The sequence below is a fragment of the Rhizobium sp. ERR 942 genome (genome assembly GCF_007828395.1).
Classification (GTDB): domain Bacteria; phylum Pseudomonadota; class Alphaproteobacteria; order Rhizobiales; family Rhizobiaceae; genus Rhizobium; species Rhizobium dioscoreae.
Genome location: NZ_VIUA01000003.1, coordinates 486,517 through 504,833, shown reverse-complemented (window position 1 = coordinate 504,833; position 18,317 = coordinate 486,517). Strand labels below are relative to the sequence as shown.

The window sequence follows — 18,317 nt, the reverse complement described above, 5'->3', positions numbered from 1 at the left end:
AGGCCAGTTCCGCCAAAAATCATCCGGCTCTGATGTCACACCTGCTCAAGCTCGATGAGCGTGCCGAAGAAATCCTTCGGATGCAGGAAGAGTACAGGCTTGCCATGCGCACCGATCTTCGGCTCGCCATTACCAAGCACGCGTGCACCGCTGGAAACCAGCTGATCGCGTGCCGCCAGGATATCCGCAACTTCGTAACAGATATGGTGCATGCCGCCATCCGGGTTCTTGGCGAGGAAGGAGGCGATGGGCGAAGCCTCGCCCAGGGGCTCGAGCAGCTCCACCTTGCTGTTCGGCAGCTCGACGAAAACGACGGTTACGCCATGCTCCGGCAAGGATTGTGGCGCGGATACAGTGGCGCCGAGCGTCTCGCGATAGGCTCGGGAAGCCATGGCGATATCGGGAACGGCGATCGCAATGTGATTGATGCGTCCCAACATGACCCTCTCCTCCCCGCTCAGACCTCAGCCGCCAGTGCGCGTGACGAATACGGTCACGACCGGCTTCTTGCCCCAGCCCTGATTGGCGGCGGCACGCACCGCGCGGCGTACAGCCTCCTGCAGCATGTCCAGATCCTTGCGGCGCGCGCGCGGAATGCTCTCGATGGCACTGACAATGGCGTCGAAGAGCGTATCCTCCATCTCCTCGCCCTCGTCGTCATAGGCCGGCAGGCCGATCGGTACGAGGTCGGGATCACCGACGATGTCATAACGAGCATCGAGCACGACATTGACGGCGACGTGGCCGACATAGGAGAGCTTCTTGCGCTCGCCGATGCCCATCTCGTCAAAATCGCCGATCAGAATACCATCCTTGAAGATGCGTCCATGCGGCGCCTCGCCGATGACCTCGACGGGACCGGGCGCAAGGCGCACGACATCGCCGTTGCGCACCCGCGGCACGGTGGCAATGCCGCTCTGTTCGGCCAGCTCCTTATGGGCGGTCAAATGCGTCGCCTCGCCATGCACGGGGATAACGACCTTCGGGCGCGTCCACTCGTACATCTTCTGCAGTTCGTTGCGGCGAGGATGGCCGGAGACGTGCACAAGCGCTTCGGCATCCGTGACCACATGCACCCCCTGCTCGATCAGGCCGTTCTTGATGTCCTGAATCGCCTTTTCATTGCCCGGAATGGCGCGCGAAGAAAAGACGACGATATCGCCAGCGGCCAGTGCGACATTGCGCATCTCGTCCCGGGAGAGCTTGGCAAGGGCTGCGCGCGGCTCGCCCTGGCTGCCGGTCAGGATGACCACAACCTTGTCGCGCGGGATATAGCCATATTCGTCTTCAGCGATGAAGGGCTTGATACCTTCCATGAGGCCGATATCGCGGGCAACATCGACGACGCGCTTCAGCGAGCTGCCGAGCAGCAGCACTTCGCGGCCGGCGGCTTCGGCGGCCTCGGCGATGGTGCGGATACGGCCGACATTCGAGGAGAAAGTGGTGATCGCTACCCTACCCTCGGCATCCTCGATAATCTTGCGCAGGCTTTCCGAAACGTCCTTTTCCGAAGGCGAAACGCCATCGCGCAAGGCGTTGGTGGAATCGCACATCAATGCCAGCACGCCTTCGTCCCCGAGCTGCCGGAAGCGGGTCTCATCGGTCAGCGGCCCAAGCGAGGGTTCGTGATCGATCTTCCAGTCGCCCGTATGGACGACATTGCCGAGCGGCGTGCGGATCATCAGCGACATCGGCTCGGGGATCGAGTGATTGACGGCCACGCCCTCGATCTCGAAAGGGCCGACATTGATGCGATCACCAGCCTTGAAAAGCGTCACCGGGATTTCGCCCATCGACTTCTCGTAATCGCGCTTTGCTTCAAGAAGGCCAGCGGTGAAGGCAGAGGCATAGATCGGAACATTCAGGCCCGGCCAAAGATCGTTCAATGCGCCATAGTGATCCTCATGGGCATGGGTGATGATGATACCCTTGAGGTTCTTGCGCTCCTTGGCGAGGAAACGGATATCCGGCAAGACGAGATCGACGCCAGGCAGATCCGGCCCCGGGAAGGTGACGCCGCAATCGACCATGATCCATTGGCGCTGTTCCGCCGGGCCGTAGCCGTAGAGCGCGAGATTCATGCCGATTTCGCCGACGCCGCCGAGAGGCAGAAACACCAGTTCGTCTTGCTTCGCCATGTGATCCCCAACCATTATCTAAAGAAAACGTCGCCCGCCGCGATCGGCATGATCCTGCCGTCCTCGGTTTCGAGCATCAACAAGCCATTATCATCGATTCCCGAGAAATGGCCCGAAATCGAGCGATCCGGCAAATTTACCGTGATCTTTTCCCCGATGCCGCACGCAAATTCGCGCCAACGCGCGGTGATCTCGCGAACACCCTTGCCGCGGTTCCAGACACCGAGCGCCTCGGCCATATCGGCGTAAAGATGGGCAAACAGCTCGTCCGGCGACACCATCGAGCCCTGCTGCCTGAGGCAGGTGACGGGATACATCGGATTGTCAGGCATGACGGCAATGTTGATGCCGATGCCGATGACCAGCGCATAACGCCCATCCGGCAATGCCTCGCCTTCGATCAGAATGCCGCAGGTCTTCTTGCGACCGATCAGGATATCGTTCGGCCACTTGATCTCGGCGGCTTCTGCTGCCAGCGGCAGCACGCTGCGCACCGCCTGATGCACCGCGACCGCGACCGCAAGCGGCAGCGAGCCGAGGCGGTCCATCGGAGCGGGATCGATCAGAAGGAGAGATGCATAGAGATTGCCGGCTTCCGAAACCCAAGGGCGACCGCGGCGGCCGCGTCCACCCGTCTGACGCTCGGCGGTCACCCAAAGGTTCCCGGGATCGCCGGCACGTGCACGCTCGAGGCACACGCTATTCGTAGAGGACGTCTCTTGAAGGGCATCGTGCCGGAAGTCGGCGAGCGACTTCCGGCTGTTCATGTCAGACGCCATCAAAACAGTGTCGCAGCAGCGAGATCGGCCGCTCCGCCGATTGCACCGCCGAAGAAGACATAGGTGATGACGAACAGGCCGGAGAGACCGAAGACGAGGCGCAGCGAACCGGCCGTGCGCGTGAATTCGTCCTTGGCTTCATCGAACCACATTACCTTGATGACGCGCAGATAGTAGTAAGCGCCGACGACCGAGGCCAGAACGCCGATGATGGCGAGCGCATAGAGATGCGCCTGGATGGCGGCGACGAAGACGAAATACTTTCCGAAGAAGCCTGCGAGCGGCGGAATACCAGCCAGCGAGAACATCAGCGCCGTCAGAACGACCGCCATGAACGGATTCGTCGTGGAGAGGCCGGCGAGATCGTCGATGCTTTCGACCTGACGGCCATCCTTGCGACGCATCGCCATGATGATGGCGAAGGAGCCGAGCGTCATGACCATATAGATGACCATATAGAGCATGACGCCGGATACGCCGGTCTTGGTGCCGGCGGCGAGGCCGACGAGTGCATAGCCCATGTGACCGATCGACGAATAGGCCATCAGTCGCTTGAAATTGCGCTGACCGATCGCAGCGAAGGAGCCGAGCAGCATCGAGGCGATCGAGATGAACACGATAATCTGCTGCCAGTCGGCGAGCACCGGATGGAAGGCGGTGACGACGATGCGGGTCAGGATCGCCATGGCGGCAACCTTCGGGGCAGCCGCAAAGAAAGCGGTAACCGGCGTCGGCGCACCTTCATAAACGTCCGGCGTCCACATGTGGAACGGCACGGCGGAGATCTTGAAGGCGAGGCCCGCAAGCACGAAGACCAGACCGAAGACGAGGCCCAGCGAACGGGTCTCGGCGCTGAGTGCTGTCGCGATCGCATCGAAGGTCGTATGGCCGGTGAAGCCGTAAACCAGCGACATGCCATAGAGCAGCATACCGGAGGATAGCGCACCGAGCACGAAGTATTTCAGGCCGGCTTCGGTCGACTTGATGCTGTCGCGGTTGATAGCGGCCACGACGTAAAGGGCCAGCGACTGCAGTTCCAGCGACAGGTAGAGCGAGATCAGATCGTGTGCGGAGATCATCAGCAGAATGCCGAGGGTCGCGAGCACGAGCAGGACCGGGAACTCGAAGCGATCGAGCTGCTGCTCGCGCGCCTGGCCCATGCTGAGGAACATGGCGACGATCGAGCCGACCAGCGCGACGATCTTCATGAAGCGGGAGAAGCCATCGGCGAGATAGGCACCGCCATAGGCAAGCCCCTCGCCCGGCACGAAGATGATCCAGAGACCTGCCACCGCGAGGACCGCGATGGCAAGACCGGTGACCGTGGGTCCCGACCGCTCGCCCGAGAAGACGCCGATCATGAGCAACGCAAGCGCACCGACCGCGAGGATGAGCTCCGGAATGGAAAGATGCAGGCTTGCAAGAATTGTGTCAGCAGTCATGTCGAATAGGTCCCGTCATCAATTCATCGACAGCGCAACATTCTGCGCAGCGTGCAGGGCAGCGGTATAATTGTTCACCAGCAGATCCACCGATGCCGCCGTGGCATCGAAGATCGGAGCCGGATAAACGCCGAAGAGGATCGTCAAAGCGATCAGCGGATAGAGGATCAGCTGTTCACGCGGCGACAGATCCAGAAGCTTCTTCAGGTTTTCCTTCTCCAGCGCGCCGAATATGACGCGGCGGTAGAGCCAGAGCGCGTAAGCCGCCGACAGGATCACGCCGGTCGCGGCAAAGAGCGCAACCCAGGTGTTGGCGCGGAAGACGCCGATCAGGGTCAGGAATTCGCCAATGAAGCCGGAGGTACCGGGCAGACCGACATTGGCCATGGTGAAGACCATCATGGCGACGGCATATTTCGGCATGTTGTTGACCAAGCCGCCGTAAGCCGCGATCTCGCGGGTGTGGGTGCGGTCATAGATCACGCCGACGCAGAGGAAGAGCGCCCCCGAGACGATGCCGTGCGACAGCATCTGGAAGATCGCACCCTGGACGCCCTGCTGGTTGGCCGCGAAGATACCCATCGTCACGTAGCCCATGTGGGCGACCGACGAATAGGCGATCAGTTTCTTGATGTCGTCCTGCATCATCGCCACGAGCGAGGTGTAGATGATGGCGATGACCGAGAGTGCGAAGACGAGCGGAGCGAAATATTCCGAGGCGTTCGGGAACATGCCGAGCGAGAAGCGGATGAGGCCGTAGCCGCCGAGCTTCAGGAGAACGCCTGCCAGGATGACCGAGCCTGCCGTCGGCGCCTGAACGTGTGCATCCGGAAGCCAGGTGTGAACCGGCCACATCGGCATCTTCACGGCGAAGGAGGCGAAGAAGGCGAGCCACAGCCAGGTCTGCAGCTGCGGCGGGAACTTGTAAGCGAGCAGCGTCGGGATGTCGGTCGTACCAGCCTGCCAGTACATCGCCATGATGGCGAGCAGCATCAGCACGGAGCCGAGCAGCGTGTAGAGGAAGAACTTGTAGCTGGCGTAGACGCGGTCCTTGCCGCCCCAGACGCCGATGATCAGGAACATCGGGATGAGGCCGGCTTCGAAGAAGACGTAGAACAGCACGATGTCAAGCGACACGAACACGCCGATCATCATCGTCTCGAGGACGAGGAAGGCGATCATGTAGTCCTTCAGGCGCTTTTCGACCGAGAGCCAGCTCGCGAGCACGCAGAAGGGCATCAGGAAGGTCGACAGAATGACGAACAGCATAGAGATGCCGTCGACGCCCATGTGATAGCTGATGCCACTCGTCAGCCATTCATGCTTTTCGACGAGCTGGAAGCCAGGATTGGCGTTGTCGAACCAAATCCAGACGAAGAGCGACACGATGAAAGTGACGATGGTCGTCGCCAGCGAAATGTTCAGGACGTTCCGGCGACCATTGGCGCCGTTCTCCTGCGTGAACAGCAGAAGGAGAACGCCCACCAGCGGCAGGAAGGTGACCGTTGAAAGAATGGGCCAATCGGTCATCAGAGGGAACTCCCGAGCATCATCCAGGTAACGAGGGCTGCGATACCGAGCAGCATCGCGAAGGCATAGTGATAGAGATAGCCGGTCTGCAGGCGCACGACGCGGTTGGTGACATCGACGACGCGGGCGGCAATGCCGTTCGGGCCGATGGTGTCGATGACCCCGATATCGCCCTTCTTCCAGAGGAAGCGGCCAAGCGCCTTGGCCGAGCGGACGAAGAGGAAGTCATAGAGTTCGTCGAAGTACCACTTGTTCAGCAGGAACTGGTAGAGCACCTGCTGCTTTTCGGCGAGGCGACGCGGTGTTTCCGGCGACTTGATATAGAAGTACCAGGCGGTGACGAGACCGAGGAGCATGGCTATGAAGGGGCTGAGCTCAACCCAGACAGGCGCATGTTCCATCTCTTCGAGGATCTTGTTGTCCGGGAGCGTGAACAGCGCATGCTTCCAGAATTCCTCGTAGGCGTGGCCGACGAAATCGGCGTTGAAATACATACCGGCGGCGACAGCACCGATCGCCAGCAGATAAAGCGGGATCAGCATGACATTCGGCGATTCATGCACGTGGTGCATGACCTCATGCGAAGCGCGCGGCTTGCCGAAGAAGGTCATGAAGATCAGGCGCCAGGAATAGAAGCTGGTGAACATCGCAGCGATGACCAGCAGCGTGAAGGCGAAGCCGGCAGCTGCGTTGTGCGAGGCGAAGGCCGCCAGGATGATCGCGTCCTTCGACAGGAAGCCGGCGAAACCGATATGGGTCAGCGGAATGCCGACGCCGGTGATCGCCAGCGTGCCGATGATCATCATCCAGAAGGTCTTCTGAATATGCGGGCGCAGGCCACCCATATGGCGCATGTCCTGCTCGCCATCGACGGCGTGGATGACCGAGCCGGCGCAGAGGAAGAGCAGAGCCTTGAAGAAGGCGTGGGTGAAGAGATGGAAGATCGCAGCACCGTAAGCGCCGACGCCGAGGGCTACGAACATGTAGCCGAGCTGCGAACAGGTCGAGTAAGCGATGACGCGCTTGATGTCGTTCTGCACGAGGCCGACGGTCGCGGCGAAGAAGGCCGTGATCGCGCCGATGACGGTGACGAAGGTCAGCGCATCCGGCGACAGTTCGAAGATCGGCGACATGCGGGCGACGAGGAAGACGCCTGCGGTGACCATGGTTGCAGCATGGATGAGCGCCGAAACCGGCGTCGGGCCTTCCATGGCGTCCGGCAGCCAGGTGTGCAGCAGGAACTGCGCCGATTTACCCATTGCGCCCATGAAGAGCAGCAGGCAGACGGCCGTCAGTGCGTGGCCGCGATCGAGATGCATGCCGAGGAAATTGAGCACGATATCGGTCGGCTGGCCGCCCTGCCCGGAAGCGAAGCTCTGGGCATTGCCGAAGATCACATCGAAATTGATCGAGCCGAAGAGGACGAAGACGCCTGCGATGCCGAGAACGAAGCCGAAGTCGCCAACGCGGTTGACGATGAAGGCCTTCATCGCGGCGGCCGAAGCGGACGGCTTCTTGAACCAGAAGCCGATCAGCAGATAGGAGGCGAGACCGACGCCTTCCCAGCCGAAGAACATCTGGGCGAGGTTGTCGGATGTCACCAGCATCAGCATGGCGAAGGTGAAGAGCGAGAGATAGGCGAAGAAGCGCGGACGATGCGGATCGTGATGCATGTATCCGATCGAATAGACGTGAACCAGGGTCGAAACCGAGTTCACGACGATCAGCATCACAGAGGTCAATGTGTCGACGCGCAGCGCCCAGGAAACGTCTATGCCGCCGGACTGGATCCAGCGCAGGACTTCGACCTTGATCGGGCCATCGGTATGGCCGAGCGCCACCGTAAAGAAGACGATCCATGAAAGGACGGCCGCGATGATCATCAGCCCGGTGGTAACATATTCCGAAGCCTTGGCGCCGATCGCGCGGCCGAAAAGGCCGGCGATAACAGCGCCAATCAGGGGAAGAAAGACGATAGCCTTATATAAGAACATAGCTTTATCAGCCCTTCATCACGTTGACGTCTTCGACCGCGATCGAGCCGCGGTTACGGTAGAAGACGACGAGAATTGCAAGACCGATTGCAGCTTCAGCCGCAGCGACGGTCAAAATGAATAGAGCGAAAACCTGGCCGACGATGTCGTTGAGGAACGACGAGAAGGCGACCATGTTGATGTTGACGGCGAGCAATATGAGTTCGACCGACATCAGGATGATGATGACATTCTTGCGGTTCAGAAAGATACCGAAGACGCCGAGCACGAAGAGGATGGCGCTGACCGTGAGGTAATGGGAAAGTCCGATGACCATGTTCTTGTTCCTTTGATCCTCGTGCCTCGCCTCAGACGCCCTGCCCCGGCTTGACCTTGACCACCTCGACGGCGGTCGCGGGCGTGCGGGCGACCTGTTGGGAAATGTTCTGGCGCTTGATGTGCGTGCGATGCTTCAGCGTCAGCACGATTGCGCCGATCATCGCGACCAGCAGAACGAGGCCAGCGATCTCGAAGAAATAAACGTAATTGGTATAGAGCACGTCGCCGAGGGCGGCGGTGTTCGTCCGCTGCGTCAGAGCCGGGATCGGCATGGCGACGGTCTTGGCAACGGTCGGCGAGATGACGCTGCCGCCGATGACGACGATCAGTTCGGCCGCCAGGATAACGCCGATCAGCGCGCCGATCGGTGCGTATTCCAGAATGCCGGCCCTGAGCTCGGAGAAGTCGATATCGAGCATCATGACGACGAAGAGGAAGAGAACCGCCACGGCGCCGACATAAACGACCAGCAGGATCATCGCCAGGAACTCAGCCCCCATCAAGAGGAAGAGGCCGGCCGCGTTGAAGAAAACCAGGATGAGGAACAGGACCGAATGGACCGGATTCCGCGCCGAGATGACCATGAACGCCGACGCCACAGCGACAAAGGCGAAGATATAGAAAAAAAGAGCCTGCAGACCCATGTTGGTGCCTTTTTCGTCTTCCCCCGGGCAGCCGGGAGTTTCCCTGCCCGATGGAGCTCGGCCGGACGACAGGTCCGACAAAACTCCGGTCTAGATTCAACCGCGACGGCGACAATCGGCCGCCCGTCGCGGCATATTCAGAATTCCGCTCAGCGGTATGGCGAATCCATCGCGATGTTGCGCGCGATTTCGCGTTCCCAGCGGTCGCCATTGTCCAAAAGCCGCGCCTTGTCGAAATAGAGCTCTTCGCGGGTCTCGGTGGCGAATTCGAAGTTCGGCCCTTCGACGATGGCGTCGACCGGGCAGGCTTCCTGGCAGAAGCCGCAATAGATGCACTTCACCATGTCGATGTCGTAACGCACCGTGCGGCGGGTGCCGTCGTTGCGGCGCGGCCCGGCCTCGATGGTGATGGCCTGGGCAGGACAGATGGCTTCGCAGAGCTTGCAGGCGATGCAGCGCTCTTCGCCGTTGGGATAGCGGCGCAGCGCATGTTCGCCGCGGAAGCGCGGGCTGACCGGCCCCTTTTCGAAGGGGTAGTTGATCGTTGCCTTCTGCTTGAAGAAGTAACGCATCGACAAAAAGAATGCGCCGACAAATTCCTTGAGGAACAGCGAGCTGACGGCGTTGGAAATTCCGGCCATCTTCAACCTCCAAATCTGCTTGAAGCGAGGATCGACATCATCATGCCCATCCCGTCAGCTTCAGCACGAATGCAACGATAACGACCATGGCGAGCGATAGCGGCAGGAAAACCTTCCAGCCAAGGCGCATGAGCTGGTCATAGCGGTAGCGCGGCACGAAGGCCTTCACCATCGCGAACATGAAGAACACAAAGCACGACTTCAGCAGGAACCAGATGATGCCCGGAACCCAGTTCAGGATCCAGATATCGACCGGGGGCAGCCAACCGCCGAGGAATAGGATCGTCGTCAGCGAGCACATCAGGACGACGGCGGCATATTCGCCGAGCATGAACATCATGTAGGGCGAAGAGCCGTATTCGACCATGAAGCCGGCAACCAGCTCCGATTCCGCTTCCGGAAGGTCGAAAGGCGGACGGTTCGTTTCAGCGAGCGCCGAAATGAAGAACACGATGAACATCGGGAAGAGCGACAGCCAGTGCCAGTCGAGGAACGAGGCCGGCAGGCCGAGCTTGGTGCCGAGGCCGGTCTGCTGCGACAGCACGATATCCGTCAGGTTCAGCGAACCGACGCAGAGCAGAACGGTGACGATGACGAGACCGATCGAGACTTCGTAGGACACCATCTGCGCCGCCGAACGGAGCGCGCCGAGGAACGGATACTTTGAGTTCGAAGCCCAGCCGCCCATGATGATGCCGTAAACTTCGAGCGACGAGATCGCCAGAATGTAGAGGATGCCGACGTTGATATCGGCGACGACCCAGTTCTGCGCGACAGGCACGACGGCCCAGGTCGACAGCGCCAGCACCACGGAAACCAGCGGAGCCAGCAGGAACACGGTCTTGTTGGCGCCGGCGGGGATGATCGGCTCCTTGAACATGAACTTCAGCAAGTCAGCGAAGGACTGGAACAGACCGAAGGGGCCGACGACGTTCGGGCCGCGGCGCAGCTGGACGGCTGCCCAGATCTTGCGGTCGGCAAGCAGAATGTAGGCGATGAAGATCAGCAGGCAGACCAGGAGCAGCAGAGACTGGCCGATCATGATCAGCGCCGGCCAGAGATAGGTCGAAACGAATGAATCCATAGTCCTCTGCCCTTACTCTGCCGCAACGCGGAAATTGTTGCGGGCCAATGCCGAGCATTCGGCCATGACAGCCGACGCGCGCGTTATCGGGTTCGTCAAATAGAAGTCTTTGATCGGCGAAGCAAATGCCGATTTGCCCATCGTGCCGGCTTTTTTCGCAAGTGCGGCAATTTGGGCGCTATCGCCTTCGGCAATCTCGTCAATCCCGGCGAAATGCGGGAAGGCTGCATAGAGCTGGGCCCGCAATTCTCTCAGCGAATCAAAGGGAAGCTTCTTGCCGAGCACGTCGGAAAGAGCACGGATGATCGCCCAGTCCTCGCGGGCGTCGCCCGGTGCGAAACCGGCACGGTTGCCCATCTGGACGCGGCCTTCGGTATTGACCCAGGTACCCGACTTTTCGGTATAGGCGGCCGCCGGAAGGATGACATCGGCGTTCTGAGCGCCGTTATCACCATGCGAGCCGATATAGACCGTGAACTTCGCGCCCTTGCGACTGAAGTCGAGTTCATCGGCGCCCAGCAGGAAGAGGACGTCCATCGACGACAGCATGGTAGCGGCATTGACGCCCTTTGCGCCCGGCACGAAGCCGAGATCAAGGCCGCCGACGCGCGCGGCTGCCGTGTGCAGCACGGCAAAACCGTTCCAGTCTTCCTTGACGACGCCAACGGCGGCAGCGAGTTTGGCGGCATTTGCCAGAACCTCGGCACCATCTTCACGGGTGAGAGCGCCCTGGCCGATGATGATCATCGGCTTCTGAGCATTCTTCAGGACGTCGGCGAAGCTGTGCGAGCCGCTGACGAGATCGGCCAGCGTATCCGGGCCTGCGCCGAGATAATCATAGGAGTAGCGAAGATCTGCAGCTTCACCGATCACGCCGATCGGGAACTTGCCGCGGCGCCAGCGCTTGCGGATGCGCGAATTAAGCACGGCAGCCTCGAAGCGCGGATTGGCGCCAACGATCAGCAGCGCGTCGGCGGCTTCGATGCCCTGGATGCTCGGGTTGAAGATGTAGCTTGCGCGGCCGAGCGACGGATCAAGCGCCGTCCCGTCCTGGCGACAGTCGAGATTTTCCGATCCCAGCGACTTCAGCAGCTCGCCGAGAGCGTACATTTCCTCGACCGAAGCGAGATCGCCGGCGATCGCGCCGATCTTGTCGCCGCTGGTAACGGAAACCGCCGACTTGATGGCGGCGAAAGCGTCGCTCCAGGTCGCCGGCTGCAGGCGGCCGTCCTTGCGGACATAGGGCTTGTCGAGGCGCTGCGTCTTCAGGCCGTCCCAGATGAAGCGGGTCTTGTCGGAGATCCACTCTTCGTTGATCTGCTCGTTGACCCTCGGCAGAACGCGCATGACTTCACGGCCGCGGGTATCGACGCGGATCGCCGAGCCGAGAGCGTCCATGACGTCGATCGATTCGGTCTTGTTCAGTTCCCACGGACGAGCCGTGAATGCGAAAGGCTTGGAGGTCAGAGCGCCGACCGGGCAAAGGTCAACGACGTTGCCCTGCAATTCCGAGGTCATCGCCTGCTCGAGATAGGTGGTGATTTCAGCATCCTCACCGCGGCCGATCAGACCAAGCTCGGAGATACCGGCAACTTCCGTTGTGAAGCGGACGCAGCGCGTGCAGTGAATGCAGCGGTTCATCACGGTCTTGACGAGCGGGCCGATATACTTGTCTTCGACCGCGCGCTTGTCTTCCTGATAGCGCGAGCTGTCGATACCGAAGGCCATGGCCTGATCCTGCAGGTCGCATTCGCCGCCCTGGTCGCAGATCGGGCAATCCAGCGGGTGGTTGATCAGCAGGAATTCCATCACGCCTTCGCGGGCCTTCTTGACCATCGGCGTGTTGGTGAAGACTTCCGGAAGCTCGCCGTTCGGGCCGCCGCGAATATCGCGCACGCCCATGGCGCAGGATGCCTGCGGCTTCGGCGGGCCACCCTTCACCTCGACGAGGCACATGCGGCAATTGCCGGCCACCGACAGTCGTTCATGGAAGCAGAAGCGCGGGACTTCGGCGCCGGCTTCCTCGCACGCCTGGATAAGCGTGTAGTGATCCGGAACTTCGATCTCTTTACCGTCAATCTTCAGTTTAGCCATCGTCCACTCAGTCCTATGTCACGTCTCCAGCCCAACCTGGCCGCAGACAATTTCATGATCGCAAACCGGGTTGCCATCGGGGCGGCTGAAACGCCTGATAGCACCGGCTTGCTCACAATAAGCTTTGCTGAATCTTGTCCCCGCAAGACCAGCTTTGCGACCAAAACACTGCGGACATCTCCGCAATGATCTCACCCGCGTTCATTCACCCTCCCCGGCGGCGATCCAGCCGAGGAAAAATCTCAGCTCCGGCCCTTCGGCAGCAGCGCCTTCGCCTGGCCAACCCAGTCGTCGCGCCGGATGCGGCCGTCGAAGCCAAGCTCCGTGTCGATCCGCTCGATATCGGCATCGCTCCAGGCGGCAATATCGGCAAATCGCTTGATGCCCCGTCCGTTCAGCACCTGCTCCAGCTTCGGACCGACACCGGAAATCCGCTTCAGGTCATCAGCCTTCTCAGCTGCCTTGCGGCCGCGCGGGGGAGCCGCCTTTGCGGCAACCGGTGAAGCGGCTTCAGCCTTCGCCGTCTTCTTTGCAGTTGTCGTCGCGGCCTTGGGCGCGGCAACTACAGGCTTCGGCTCAGCCTTCTTTAAGCCAACCGCCTTCTGCTTGGCAGCAGCCGGCTTCGATGCGACTGGCTTCGGCGCAGCTGTCTTGACCACGGACGCTGGCTTTACAGGCTTTGTGTCCCCTGCCCCGCCATTCGCAGCAGTCGGCTTCGCAGCGGCTTCAGCCTGATGCTTTTCGTCTTCCAGGGCTTCGGCCAATTTGGTGGTCGCCTCAACGGCACCCTGGAAAGCGCCAAGAAATGCGCCGGCCAGTTGCGAGGTAAAGCCGAAACCGATTGCGGTCGCAGCGGCTATGGCCGCGGCCGGATGGGCCATCAGCGGATGGATCGGCATGATCGGCGCATTCCCAAATATATCGGCAGCGGCGCGGCCGAGATCGGCCGATGCACGATCGGTCGCTCCGCTGTCCTGCCTGATATCGTTGGTCTTCGCCATCTTCGATCCTTATTCGGCTGCTTCCAGAACCGCGCCGTGGCTCGTCGCGTTGGCGGTGTACTGGTCGATGCGCTTTTCGATCTCGGGACGGAAATTGCGGATCAGGCCCTGAACCGGCCATGCGGCTGCGTCACCGAGCGCACAGATGGTATGACCTTCGATCTGTTTCGTCACCTGGAACAGCATGTCGATCTCACGCTTCTGGGCGTTGCCGCGAGCCATACGCTCAAGAACGCGCCACATCCAGCCCGTACCTTCGCGGCACGGCGTGCACTGGCCGCAGCTTTCATGCTTGAAGAAGGCCGAGATGCGGGCAATCGCCTTGATGATGTCGGTCGACTTGTCCATGACGATCGCCGCAGCCGTGCCGAAGGACGACTTGACTTCGCGCAGGCCGTCGAAATCCATCGGGCAGTCGATGATATCGGCAGCCGGAACGACCGGGCACGATGCGCCGCCGGGGATGACGGCAAGCAGGTTGTCCCAGCCGCCGCGGACGCCGCCTGCATGCTTGTCTACCAGCTCGCGGAAGGTGATGCCCATGGTTTCTTCGACCGTGCAGGGACGGTTGACGTGGCCCGAGATCATGAACAGCTTCGTGCCGACATTGTTCGGGCGGCCGAAGGAGGAGAACCAGCCAGCGCCGCGGCGCAGGATCGTCGGTGCTACGGCGATCGACTCCACATTGTTGACCGTCGTGGGGCAACCGTAGAGACCCATATTGGCCGGGAATGGCGGCTTCAGGCGCGGCTGGCCCTTCTTGCCTTCCAGGCTTTCCAGCAGCGCGGTTTCCTCGCCACAGATGTAAGCGCCGGCGCCGTGATGAACGAAAACATCGAAATCCCAGCCGAGCTTGTTGTTTTTGCCCAGCAATCCAGCATCGTAGCACTCATCGATGGCAGCCTGCAGAGCTTCGCGCTCGCGCATGTATTCGCCGCGCACATAGATATAAGCGGTATTCGCGCCCATGGCGAAGCCGGCGATGACGCAGCCTTCGATCAGCGTATGCGGATCGTGACGCATGATGTCGCGGTCCTTGCAGGTGCCAGGTTCGGACTCGTCCGCGTTAACGACGAGATAATGCGGGCGCCCGTCGCTTTCCTTCGGCATGAAGGACCACTTGAGACCGGTCGGGAAGCCTGCACCCCCGCGGCCGCGAAGGCCGGAAGCCTTCATCTCGTTGATGATCCAGTCACGGCCTTTTTCGAGGATTTGCTTCGTGCCGTCCCAATGGCCGCGCGACATCGCGCCCTTTAGGGATTTGTCCTTAAGGCCGTAGATATTGGTAAAGATGCGATCCTGATCCTGTAACATGCTTCACCTCTTACCGCGGCTTCTTGCCGAAGACCTTGATATATTCCGCTTCGCCACCCTTAGCGAGTGCCTCAGCCTGCCTGACCCAGTCGTCGCGCTCGATCCGGCCCTTGAAATTCAGATAGCCGTCGACCCAATGACGCTCGGCCTCATTCCAGCTGGCAATCTGCGTGAAGGTGAAGATACCGAGCTCATGCAAGGTCCCTTCGATCTTCGGGCCAACGCCTGAAATGAGCTGCAGATTGTCCGGCTGCGCGGGTCTTTCGACACCGGCGGGACGATTTTTGTCGTCGAGCGACGGCTTTCCGGCAGCGGGTTCCGCGGCTGCAGTGCCCGAAAGCGGCTGCGTTTCGGCCGCTTTGGCATTCTTGGCTGCTTCCTTCGGCGCCGTCGCCGGCGTCTTCAGGCTGGGATTGGTTTCGGCATCCGTGCTTTTTGCACGGCCGGCTTCCGACGGCGGGATCGATACGGCGTCAGCAGTGGCCTTGGCCCTCTTGCTTGCGACACTCTTTGCCTTCGCCTCATCCGAAAGCAGCGACGTCAAGCCGCCTTCCGGAGCGGAGAAAACGCGATCGATCTGCGGGCCGGTCTGAATCTCATGGCCCTTGCCTGCGGCGAATGCATCGATGATTTCTTCGAGACGTGCCGGCGTCAGATCCTCATAGGTATCCTTGCCGATCACCACCATCGGTGCGTTGACGCAGGCGCCCTGACATTCGACTTCTTCCCAGGAGAGCGTACCGTCGGCATTGCGCTCGAAAGCGTGATCGTTGATCCGGCTCTTGCAGACCTTGATCAGCCCCTCGGCGCCGCGCAGCATGCAGGGCGTCGTGCCACAGACTTGAACGTGGGCGCGCGTACCGACCGGGTGCAGCTGGAACTGTGTATAGAAAGTCGCGACTTCGAGCGCGCGGATATAGGCCATGTCGAGCATGTCGGCGATCGTTTCGATAGCCGCCTTGGTGACCCAGCCTTCCTGCTCCTGCGCACGCATCATCAGCGGGATGATCGCGGATTGCTGACGACCATCAGGATATTTCTGAATCGTCTTTTCAGCCCAGACCGCATTCTCCGCATTGAAAGCGAAGGCGGCAGGCTGGAATTGATCTTCGGCTAGTCGACGAACGGACATCTTTCACGCCTTATCTCAGTTTAAGGACCCACACCGCGTATTCGTCAGAGACGAGAATTCGCAGGCATAGGCCGACTGGTCTTTCTGCATAAACACAACAAACTTGCCGCCATTCGGCACAGCGGCCTTGATCTCGTAACCGCGGGAAAGGAGGTCAGCCATGGTCGAATCTCCGCCCGACGTAACCTCGCTTCCACTTTTCGCAGAATTCGAATTGATCGAATTCGAATTCTGCAGGTTGATGCTCGGCAGGCCCTGCGTCTTGCCGGTCTGCTGTGCCGAAGCACCGCAGGCGACGAGAAGCGCTGGAATGAGGACCTGCCAGGCTCGCATCAACGATCCACCTCACCGAATACGATATCGAGCGAGCCGAGCACGGCCGCGACGTCGGCGAGCTGGTGACCGCGGCACATGAAGTCCATGGCCTGCAGATGCGCATAGCCCGGCGCACGGATCTTGCAGCGATACGGCTTGTTGGAACCGTCCGAGACGAGGTAGACGCCGAATTCGCCCTTCGGCGCTTCGACAGCCGCATAAACCTCGCCGGCCGGCACGTGATAGCCTTCGGTGTAAAGCTTGAAGTGGTGGATCAGCGCTTCCATCGAGCGCTTCATCTCGCCGCGCTTCGGCGGAACGACCTTACCATCGAGCGACGAAACCGGTCCGGTCTTGGCATCACCCAGCAGGCGATTGACACACTGCTTCATGATGCGGACGGCTTCGCGCATTTCGATCATGCGGATGAGGTAACGGTCGTAGCAGTCGCCGTTCTTGCCGATCGGAATGTCGAATTCGAGATCGGCGTAGCATTCGTAAGGCTGTGCCTTGCGCAAGTCCCAAGCAGCACCCGAGCCGCGGACCATGACGCCGGAGAAGCCCCAGGCCCAACAGTCTTCCAGCGAGACTACGCCGATATCGACGTTACGCTGCTTGAAGATACGGTTACCGGTCAGGAGGTCGTCGATATCGTCGAGCGCCTTCAGGAAGGGATCGCACCAGTCGCCAATATCCTGCACGAGCTTTTCGGGAAGATCCTGGTGAACGCCACCCGGACGGACGTACGCTGCGTGCATGCGCGAGCCGGAGGCACGCTCATAGAACACCATCAGCTTTTCGCGCTCTTCGAAGCCCCAGAGCGGCGGCGTCAGCGCGCCGACGTCCATTGCTTGGGTCGTGACGTTGAGGAGATGCGACAAGATACGGCCGATTTCCGAATAGAGCACGCGGATCAGCTGACCGCGGATCGGGATATCGATGCCGAGCAGCTTTTCGACGGCCAGCGCATAGGCGTGTTCCTGGTTCATCGGCGCCACGTAGTCGAGGCGGTCGAAATAAGGAACAGCCTGAAGATAAGTCTTCGATTCGATCAGCTTTTCAGTGCCGCGATGCAGCAGGCCGATATGCGGATCGACGCGTTCCACAATTTCGCCGTCCAGTTCGAGGACAAGACGCAAAACGCCGTGCGCAGCCGGGTGCTGCGGGCCGAAATTGATGTTGAAGTTGCGAACGTTATGTTCTGTCATGGCGGCGATGCTCGCGTTTTCAGAATGTCAGAGGATGGCAGGCTGGAAAGCCCGCCACACGCCATCAAATTATGCCTTCGCCTTCTCGTCGCCGGGCAGCACATAATCGGTGCCCTCCCATGGAGACAAAAAGTCGAAGTTGCGGAATTCCTGCTTCAGTTCCACTGGCTCGTAGACAACGCGCTTGGCGGCGTCGTCATAACGAACCTCGACGAAACCGGTCGTCGGGAAGTCCTTGCGCAGCGGATGGCCTTCGAAACCATAATCCGTCAGCAGGCGGCGCAGATCCGGGTGGCCGGTGAAGAGAACGCCGTACATGTCCCAGGTTTCACGCTCGAACCAATCGGCACCGGGATAGACGCCGCAAGCGGAGGGAACGGGCTGATCTTCGCCGACGGGAACCTTGACGCGAATGCGCAGGTTCTTCTTGGGCGACAGCAGATGGTATACCACGTCAAAACGCTCGGCGCGCTGCGGCCAGTCGACGCCGCAAATATCCGTCATGTTGACGAAACCGCACTTGGCGTCGTCACGCAGAAAGGTCAGCAGGGCGATAACGTTTTCGGTCGTCGTCGTCACGTTCAGCTCGCCATACTTGATCTCGCTCGAGGAAATCAGGGCGCTGCGAACTTCCGTGAGGTAGGCTGCGAGTTCGTTCAGGGCTTCACTCATAGTACCTTGTC

At 60.4% G+C, this 18,317-nt stretch carries 17 protein-coding genes; all 17 read right to left on the bottom strand.

The genetic code is table 11. The features are described from left to right. Positions 1 to 35 precede the first annotated feature (35 nt). The 17 genes from mce to FBZ97_RS14975 all read right to left on the bottom strand — a co-directional run bounded on the left by mce (position 36) and on the right by FBZ97_RS14975 (position 18,306). Positions 36 to 440 carry a methylmalonyl-CoA epimerase gene (gene mce / locus FBZ97_RS15055; protein WP_069614964.1) on the bottom strand — a complete coding sequence of 135 codons (405 nt, stop codon included), beginning with the start codon at positions 438 to 440 and terminating at the stop codon, positions 36 to 38. Between the two features lie 24 nt (positions 441 to 464). Continuing rightward, positions 465 to 2,138: a ribonuclease J gene (locus FBZ97_RS15050; protein ID WP_112723119.1), complete on the bottom strand. Its 1,674-nt coding sequence runs from the start codon at positions 2,136 to 2,138 to the stop codon at positions 465 to 467. 14 nt (positions 2,139 to 2,152) lie between these two features. Further along, positions 2,153 to 2,917, bottom strand: a complete 765-nt coding sequence (locus tag FBZ97_RS15045; RefSeq protein WP_145320389.1) for a biotin--[acetyl-CoA-carboxylase] ligase — start codon at positions 2,915 to 2,917, stop codon at positions 2,153 to 2,155. Further along, positions 2,917 to 4,359 carry an NADH-quinone oxidoreductase subunit NuoN gene (gene nuoN / locus FBZ97_RS15040; protein WP_113328973.1) on the bottom strand — a complete coding sequence of 481 codons (1,443 nt, stop codon included), beginning with the start codon at positions 4,357 to 4,359 and terminating at the stop codon, positions 2,917 to 2,919. Before nuoN ends, FBZ97_RS15045 begins: the two co-directional genes overlap by 1 nt. A gap of 18 nt (positions 4,360 to 4,377) precedes the next feature. Next, positions 4,378 to 5,889, bottom strand: coding sequence for an NADH-quinone oxidoreductase subunit M (locus tag FBZ97_RS15035; protein ID WP_069614968.1), 1,512 nt, complete (start codon positions 5,887 to 5,889; stop codon positions 4,378 to 4,380). Continuing rightward, positions 5,889 to 7,883 (bottom strand): NADH-quinone oxidoreductase subunit L, encoded by a 1,995-nt coding sequence (nuoL, locus tag FBZ97_RS15030; protein WP_145320391.1) that lies wholly within the window; start codon positions 7,881 to 7,883, stop codon positions 5,889 to 5,891. The genes FBZ97_RS15035 and nuoL overlap by 1 nt, the downstream gene beginning before the upstream one ends. A gap of 7 nt (positions 7,884 to 7,890) precedes the next feature. Further along, positions 7,891 to 8,199 carry an NADH-quinone oxidoreductase subunit NuoK gene (gene nuoK / locus FBZ97_RS15025; RefSeq protein ID WP_007689961.1) on the bottom strand — a complete coding sequence of 103 codons (309 nt, stop codon included), beginning with the start codon at positions 8,197 to 8,199 and terminating at the stop codon, positions 7,891 to 7,893. Positions 8,200 to 8,230: 31 nt separating this feature from the next. Then, positions 8,231 to 8,845 (bottom strand): NADH-quinone oxidoreductase subunit J, encoded by a 615-nt coding sequence (locus FBZ97_RS15020; protein WP_069614970.1) that lies wholly within the window; start codon positions 8,843 to 8,845, stop codon positions 8,231 to 8,233. 149 nt (positions 8,846 to 8,994) lie between these two features. Further along, entirely contained in the window at positions 8,995 to 9,486 is a 492-nt protein-coding gene (gene nuoI, locus FBZ97_RS15015; protein WP_112511122.1) for an NADH-quinone oxidoreductase subunit NuoI, read from the bottom strand. A gap of 40 nt (positions 9,487 to 9,526) precedes the next feature. Continuing rightward, the gene (nuoH, locus tag FBZ97_RS15010) at positions 9,527 to 10,570 is read right to left on the bottom strand and encodes an NADH-quinone oxidoreductase subunit NuoH (RefSeq protein ID WP_047627053.1); all 1,044 of its coding nucleotides are present in this window, start codon (positions 10,568 to 10,570) and stop codon (positions 9,527 to 9,529) included. A gap of 12 nt (positions 10,571 to 10,582) precedes the next feature. Further along, positions 10,583 to 12,664: an NADH-quinone oxidoreductase subunit NuoG gene (nuoG, locus tag FBZ97_RS15005; protein ID WP_145320393.1), complete on the bottom strand. Its 2,082-nt coding sequence runs from the start codon at positions 12,662 to 12,664 to the stop codon at positions 10,583 to 10,585. Positions 12,665 to 12,906: 242 nt separating this feature from the next. Then, positions 12,907 to 13,665, bottom strand: a complete 759-nt coding sequence (locus FBZ97_RS15000) for a 5' DNA nuclease (RefSeq protein ID WP_145320395.1) — start codon at positions 13,663 to 13,665, stop codon at positions 12,907 to 12,909. A gap of 9 nt (positions 13,666 to 13,674) precedes the next feature. After that, the gene (gene nuoF / locus FBZ97_RS14995; protein WP_069614974.1) at positions 13,675 to 14,979 is read right to left on the bottom strand and encodes an NADH-quinone oxidoreductase subunit NuoF; all 1,305 of its coding nucleotides are present in this window, start codon (positions 14,977 to 14,979) and stop codon (positions 13,675 to 13,677) included. Positions 14,980 to 14,989: 10 nt separating this feature from the next. After that, the gene (locus tag FBZ97_RS14990) at positions 14,990 to 16,111 is read right to left on the bottom strand and encodes an NADH-quinone oxidoreductase subunit E (RefSeq protein ID WP_145320397.1); all 1,122 of its coding nucleotides are present in this window, start codon (positions 16,109 to 16,111) and stop codon (positions 14,990 to 14,992) included. Positions 16,112 to 16,126: 15 nt separating this feature from the next. After that, the gene (locus tag FBZ97_RS14985) at positions 16,127 to 16,444 is read right to left on the bottom strand and encodes a hypothetical protein (RefSeq protein WP_145320400.1); all 318 of its coding nucleotides are present in this window, start codon (positions 16,442 to 16,444) and stop codon (positions 16,127 to 16,129) included. Beyond that, on the bottom strand, positions 16,444 to 17,634 hold the full coding sequence (locus tag FBZ97_RS14980; RefSeq protein WP_113328981.1) for an NADH-quinone oxidoreductase subunit D: 1,191 nt from the start codon (positions 17,632 to 17,634) through the stop codon (positions 16,444 to 16,446). Before FBZ97_RS14980 ends, FBZ97_RS14985 begins: the two co-directional genes overlap by 1 nt. A 69-nt stretch (positions 17,635 to 17,703) precedes the next feature. Further along, positions 17,704 to 18,306 (bottom strand): NADH-quinone oxidoreductase subunit C, encoded by a 603-nt coding sequence (locus tag FBZ97_RS14975; protein ID WP_069614978.1) that lies wholly within the window; start codon positions 18,304 to 18,306, stop codon positions 17,704 to 17,706. Positions 18,307 to 18,317 lie beyond the last annotated feature (11 nt).